We start from the raw sequence: 5,900 nt of genomic DNA on the forward strand, positions 1-5,900 counted from the left end.
TTCGAGTCGATGTCGATCTCCTTCGGGCTAAAGGGCACGTTTTGANGTGGTCGCGAGGCGCATTTTCATCAGAAGACCATCACCGCGCTCTTGCCAGTCTGACCATTGCGGGACACAACAGCCCTGGAATATACGGTCAGGCCGATCGAACCCGTTCGTATGACGTAAGCGTGGCGTGGTGACCGCCTGGACTGTGCTGGTGTGGGATAGTGTCCACCAAGAGTTAAGTGGGCACTATGGCGGTATCCGATCTCGGAGAAGTGAGACGCCGAAGCGCAATCGACCTCACCGGCCTGCTTCTCTTATGCTTCCGCCGGGAGGCTCCCGTGGATTTCATCCGGTCCGTGTTTCCGGATGAGGCCATGACGAAGGGCCTGCCGCTCCGAGCCGATTGGCCAGCCGGTCCTCAGCAGACCCCATAAAGCAGCGACCCAGCGTCGACTGCGGACAGAAGCAAGCACTCGGCCGAAAAGCTTCGCATCGAGAGCCGCTCCGGCCCAGGATGTTCACATTTTCCACGTTGCTGACTTCAGAAATCTGCGTGGAGTGTGTGGAGTAAATGACTTGGGTGTCCGGGTAGCTCAGCCGGTCGAGAAGTGTTTTTTGGATGTGTGTATGAATGTGCGCCTCTGGCTCCTCGATGACGAGGAAGTTGGCGCAGGCCTGTTTAGCCTTCTGGTATTTTAATATCGTTTATCGAGATGCCGTAGGTTTTCTCGAAGTATGCGGCGAATTCGCCTTGGCCGTAAATATAGAGATACCGGTAGATGTCCTCCGGACGCTCCTATCCCCGCTGCCATTGGAATTGCCGGTGGCCGATGCGGTGCATCTCCAGCATGATGTTCGAAACGTCAATACGCTCTCTGCTTTGAATTATCCTCCACCGCGCGCAGGGTATTTACGAGGTTGGCAACGCCATTGAAGTCGCGGGTATTAACGGGCGACCGTACCAGCCAAGGAGGCAAATTAGACTTTGGCTCGTTCAACATGAGGGTAATGAGCGCTTCTAAATCCCATTGGTAGGCAGCGTATTCGGTCAGCATATCGGTGCTGGCGGCCTGCGGTGGATAAGTGAAGAGGCTCTTTTTCACAAATTCGGCGCGGTCGTCCTGAATTGCGTGGATTGCCCAGAACATGGTGAGCAGGCTGGTATCGTTGGTATCGGCAAGCATGCGCCGTAGCACCGGCAGGGCTGGTTTCGGTACGTCTCGTTTGCCTGGTCGTCCCCTTGCCATATGTATCCTCGATCCATTCGCCAACGGGCCGATTTCTAATCGGCGTCGTTTGCTGCCTTCCTGGCACCCTTGGGAGGGATTTTGAAGCTGGCACCGGTAGGCCCGATTGTAACTTCTGGGCCCAAGCCCATAACCGCGCCCAAGGCCGCTAGCGAACTGACCTCAGCATCCTTCTTGTTGTTCGCCTGAAACAGGCCTGCGCATGCTCTCTCGATCCATCGCTCGGGAAGGGCAGCTCCTTCCTTGGTGGTCATTTCCATGGCGGTCTCGATGACCCAACTCGCACGGTTAATATCCATGCCATATCGCTGGAATTCGTGCAGGGTGTGCACCTCGGAATCGTAGGATTTGCGAAGCATCGAAATTAGATACGCAGCGAAACCAACGCAAACCGCCGAGAGTACCGCGCCGCGAAGCGCCATCATCCACAACAGATAGGTATCTTGCGGGAGGCGTTGCGTTTTGAGGACAGTGTCCGGGCCAGCGCTTGGGTCTGGAATGGTCTGTGTTGCTTGGGCCAGCGAAGCGAAAGACTGGAAGCTTTCGAAGGCGAGTACGCCCGCGCCCGCGCTGGCGACGAGGCAAAGACCTGCAATAAGCCAGAATTTGGAGGCTGACTGCCGCGACGATAAGGGGCGCTTAGTAAACTCCTGTACCTGGTTGGTAATGTCCTCACGCAGTTTTCGGCGCGCGAACATATGGTCGGACTGGTCGAACTCCTTAATCTTCTCGTCTAGGGCAGCTTTTTCAGCATTGATGCGTTCAAGCGACTCAGCTTCTCGCTTCCGGATTTCTTCGTCGGCCAGAAGCTGCTGCTCCTCGAATTTCTTCCGGCGTTCGGCGGCGTCGTCCTCGTAGCTGATACGAAGACCTTCGGCGTTCTCCAACATAGTATGGTGGAGTTGGGCGAGCGAGGCGGTTTCACGGTCAATGATACCAAGGGTATTTTCAGCTAACCCCTTCGCGTCGCCGGCCTTGGGGAAGGTAAGGTAACGGCGAAGGACCTCCTCGACCTCAAGCAGCTTCTCGGCATTAATACGGCCATTCGCGGGGTCGAACTTTATCAGGTCATAGTAAGCAGGGTTAAGGCTCGGCAGAACATTGCCGCGGTTCATATTCACGTTGAAGGTGTTGTCGCCCGGATTGAATGAAACCGACTGGATGAGGAGGGACGGCCCCTTCTTCTTCCGGATCAGCTCGTGCTCGTTCTCCCCTAGCGGATGAGATTGCAGATGACGCGGAGAAGACCAGGATCGAGGCGTTGTTTCGAAAGCCGGCGCCTTGGTATAACGACCCAAAAATTCTTCGACGATTTGTGGTGACTGGCGCGATCGTCGGCACGGCCCTCCATCTATATTTCACGTATCTCTAATAAACACTCGGCCGAGATTGGTCGCCTTGAACGGATTAGAACCCGCGGCACCAAGTTGCCAAACCTAAGTCTTTGAGACTTCAAGGGTTATTTCCCGAAACCGCATTATGCGGTATGCCATTTCATAACGTCAATATCCTGCGTACGCTATCCTTCGCACCTATTATTCTAGTTCGATTGAATTTGGCTGACGAAGTTGACGAACTTGACGAGATACTCCATATTCTCTGCGGAGGTGCCCTATGGCCATGACCGATAAGAAAGGTGGTTCCCGCAAGCGCACCGAGCGTCGCGGCAATCTAATTACCGGATATGCTGGTAAATGGGAGCCACTCTTTGAGAAAAAAGCAGCGGCCCGCGCGACCGCTGCGCGAGTGCTTTCTGGCGTTTCCGAAGGTGTCATACGCGCCAAGAACACAGGCGGCACCGTTCGTGTGACATATGTCATTCGATCCTCGGACGAAGAACCCGAAATCGAGATCGAGGAGATCACACCACAAAGGGACGCTCTGGATATAGCCCTCGCGGCCGCTAAGCAGCGCGGGAGCGAGCGTGTCGCTGAGATCCTTAAGCGGCCCGAGATGTTGTCTGCAGACGAGTTTGCCGATGAGATCGGCTCCACACGCGAGACGGTGAACAAAAAGCGCAAGCGTCACGAGGTTCTCGGGCTCGAAGGAGCGAAGCGAGGCGTGCGGTTTCCAAAATGGCAGATTGGGGATGACGGCCAACTGCTTGGTGGCCTCGCGCAACTATTTAAGGCTTTGAACGGGCACCCTTGGGCGGTGTACCGGTTCCTTTTGCAAAAAAGCGGTAGCCTTGGCGGTCGAACAGGTCTCGAAATGTTGCGCGCCGGCAGGATCGAAGAGGCAGTGGGAGCAGCACGCTCGATTGGCAAAGGTGATTTCTCCTGAGCATCTCATCGAACTTGCTTCCGCCAACCGACTTTGGTTCGCGCGAACTGGTGATTCATGAATTGACCTCTGTGGCATCGTGGTACCGGCTCTACCAAAGCCGGTATCCCGATCCGCTTGGCTACGGCTTCGGATCGAGCCGCTTCAGTGATCCTGAAATTACCCTGACTCCTCCTGATCGTTTCGGCGTCGTTTATTTCGGCAGCAGCATCAAGGTCTGCTTCGCCGAAGCGATCTTGCGCGAGCGCGCGATCGGATCAAAGGGCACCTTCCCTGTCGGCATGGGGGAACTTCTGGAGGTGTCCTGCGCCTCTGTCGCGACCATTGAACCTGTTCGGCTCGCGGACCTGCGCTCGGACGGTATGCTGCGGATGCGGATTCCAACTGATGCTGCCCGTGCCGCTTCGCACGAACTCGGGCAGCAATGGTCAAGAGCACTCTGGCTTCACGACGAGAAACCCGATGGGATCATCTACGATTCTCGCTTGAATGGCGAAACCAATGTCGTCCTGTTCGATCGCGCGCTTACAAAACTAAGGGTAACGGCTGCCGGACCGCTGCTGGATTTTCGAAATGAAGTGGCGCAAATCTTGGATGACTTCGCGATAGCTATCGTCTGATCGACTGTGCGCTTCAACGTTGTAGTGTCTTGATCTCTTCGCACTCGACTCCTGCCGCACGAATTTGCTTAAATCCTACGAGCGAGTGGCGGGTACCTCAATGGTTTATGAGTGGGACGAGCGAAAGGCCAGGCGCGACTACCTACTGAAAATGCTCTTCGCGGTCGGTTTTGCTGTGGCGGTTGCAAGCGTTCCAACCTGGTTCCTGTCACCTCCATTTCCCATTGAATGATGATTGCCGTGGCGACCCCACCAGTTGGCAGACCAGCCGGCATGCCGGGCTCAAAACTGCAAATTTTCCCTTTGAGAGCGAACGCTACCTCGACTACAACTGTTTCTAATCAATAGTGCTGTTGCGGGGGCCAGAATGCCAATAGTGTTCGTTCATGGGGTCAACAATCGCAAGGAAGATGCTGGATTAGCGGGTCTTTTTCCCGGGTCCGCGCCGTTGTGGCGGGTCCGGGCGTCTCTGCCTGCTTAATGGCGGCCTCCGATCGGGCCAGCACTGCATCGATGGCGGCGAATTCTTCCGCAAGCGGGCCGGCGTCATCCTCGCTGTCCTCCGCCTCCCCTCCTCCAGCCGCATCGACACGCGCCGCGGAGCCATCGGGCTCCGCGTCGGTCGGCTCGACGACACTGCCGGCAGCATGTTCGATTGCGGACCCCGCCTGGCCCCGCAAACTACGCAGGCCGTCGGCGGACAGCGCCCAGCCGGCTGGCTGCGCGGCGATGCGTCGACGGGTTTTCAGAACATCACGGGCGATTGTCAGTTCGTAGGTCGGGGTGCGAATATCCTTGGTGGCATCGTGCAGCACGAGGTCTTCGAGATGCACCAGTTCGCCGTCGATCCACAACGAGGCGCAGGCGTCGGCAAAATGGGATCGTGCGAGAAAGCCGGCGCCGACCGGCGAGTGGGCGATGCGCTCGTCCACACGCGTCAAGGCGATACCTGCGTCAAAAGCGGGGGCAATCAGGCTCAAAATGGGCAACTTAGTAAGATCGTCTTAGGGAGGCTGCCAGCTCTGGCGTGACGCGCAAACCGTCTTCAGCCATGGAGTTGATCACGTCCGTCAGGTCGGCGACATTGGACAGCATGATGGCGTTGGCGACGAGGCTTGCGTATTTGACCTGCTTTTCCTGCTCGACCGGGTCGCCGCTCTTGATGACAGGGCCGCCGAAGGTAATCCAGTCGAGAAAGTCGTTGAAGGATTCGATCTTGGTCGTTTCGGCGCGAATGGAGCGCCGGACTTGCGGATCGGAAATATAGCGCAACAAAAAGAGCGTCCTTTCCACACGGCCGAGTTCCCGGAAGGCCTGGTAGAGCCGGTTTTTGCGGTTGTGCGAACTGAGTTTTCGCAGCAACATCGAGGGCAGAACCAGACCCGCCTGAATGGAGAGGATCACTTGCAGCATGTCCTGCCAGTGCGTGGCGCCGCCAGTCGATCTCGCGCGTGAAGAGCGCGTCAATATGATCGTACCGCACCGATTTATCGGGACGGTAGAAGGTCACGTCTGCCCAATTGCGCATGCGCGGCATCGGTACTGTCACATTGATTGAGCGGTAAGGAAATTGAGGTAGCAGCGCACCCATGACCGTGAGTGCACCGACCTACAAGAACCACCGCTATCCGATCGAAATCGTAGCCCGTGCTGTCTGGCTCTACTTTCGCTTTAATCTGAGCCTGCGCGATGTCGAGGAAATGCTGCTCGATCGCGGGATCGTCGTTTCCTACGAGACCATCCGCCGATGGTGCCGAAAGCA

5 protein-coding genes and 3 pseudogenes are annotated in these 5,900 nt (G+C 56.7%); 3 read left to right on the top strand and 5 right to left on the bottom strand.

The window, feature by feature from the left end:
• Positions 1–333: 333 nt before the first annotated feature.
• The 3 genes from A3C3_RS47800 to A3C3_RS0136945 all read right to left on the bottom strand — a co-directional run bounded on the left by A3C3_RS47800 (position 334) and on the right by A3C3_RS0136945 (position 2,533).
• The gene (locus A3C3_RS47800) at positions 334–690 is read right to left on the bottom strand and encodes an AAA family ATPase (RefSeq protein WP_325058571.1); all 357 of its coding nucleotides are present in this window, start codon (positions 688–690) and stop codon (positions 334–336) included.
• A gap of 161 nt (positions 691–851) precedes the next feature.
• Positions 852–1,172: a hypothetical protein gene (locus tag A3C3_RS0136940; RefSeq protein WP_022719476.1), complete on the bottom strand. Its 321-nt coding sequence runs from the start codon at positions 1,170–1,172 to the stop codon at positions 852–854.
• 98 nt (positions 1,173–1,270) lie between these two features.
• Positions 1,271–2,533 (bottom strand): hypothetical protein, encoded by a 1,263-nt coding sequence (locus A3C3_RS0136945; protein WP_145611532.1) that lies wholly within the window; start codon positions 2,531–2,533, stop codon positions 1,271–1,273.
• 316 nt (positions 2,534–2,849) lie between these two features.
• Between A3C3_RS0136945 and A3C3_RS0136955 the strand changes: the two genes are divergently transcribed.
• Together A3C3_RS0136955 and A3C3_RS0136960 are read left to right on the top strand one after the other, a co-directional pair.
• Complete coding sequence (locus A3C3_RS0136955) at positions 2,850–3,518, top strand: hypothetical protein (RefSeq protein WP_022719479.1); 669 nt, start codon at positions 2,850–2,852, stop codon at positions 3,516–3,518.
• Between the two features lie 14 nt (positions 3,519–3,532).
• Complete coding sequence (locus A3C3_RS0136960) at positions 3,533–4,138, top strand: RES family NAD+ phosphorylase (protein ID WP_022719480.1); 606 nt, start codon at positions 3,533–3,535, stop codon at positions 4,136–4,138.
• 398 nt (positions 4,139–4,536) lie between these two features.
• Here A3C3_RS0136960 and A3C3_RS40900 read toward each other — a convergent pair.
• Together A3C3_RS40900 and A3C3_RS40905 are read right to left on the bottom strand one after the other, a co-directional pair.
• Positions 4,537–5,127, bottom strand: a pseudogene (locus tag A3C3_RS40900) (RHE_PE00001 family protein); the annotation flags it as partial.
• Positions 5,128–5,143: 16 nt separating this feature from the next.
• Positions 5,144–5,675, bottom strand: a pseudogene (locus A3C3_RS40905) (Tn3 family transposase); the annotation flags it as partial.
• A 52-nt stretch (positions 5,676–5,727) separates the two neighbouring features.
• On the opposite strand from A3C3_RS40905, the pseudogene A3C3_RS40910 reads away from it, so the two are divergent.
• Positions 5,728–5,900: pseudogene (locus tag A3C3_RS40910) on the top strand (IS6 family transposase); the annotation flags it as partial.

Origin of the sequence: Rhizobium mongolense USDA 1844, from assembly GCF_000419765.1 — a bacterium.
Classification (GTDB): Bacteria; Pseudomonadota; Alphaproteobacteria; order Rhizobiales; family Rhizobiaceae; genus Rhizobium; species Rhizobium mongolense.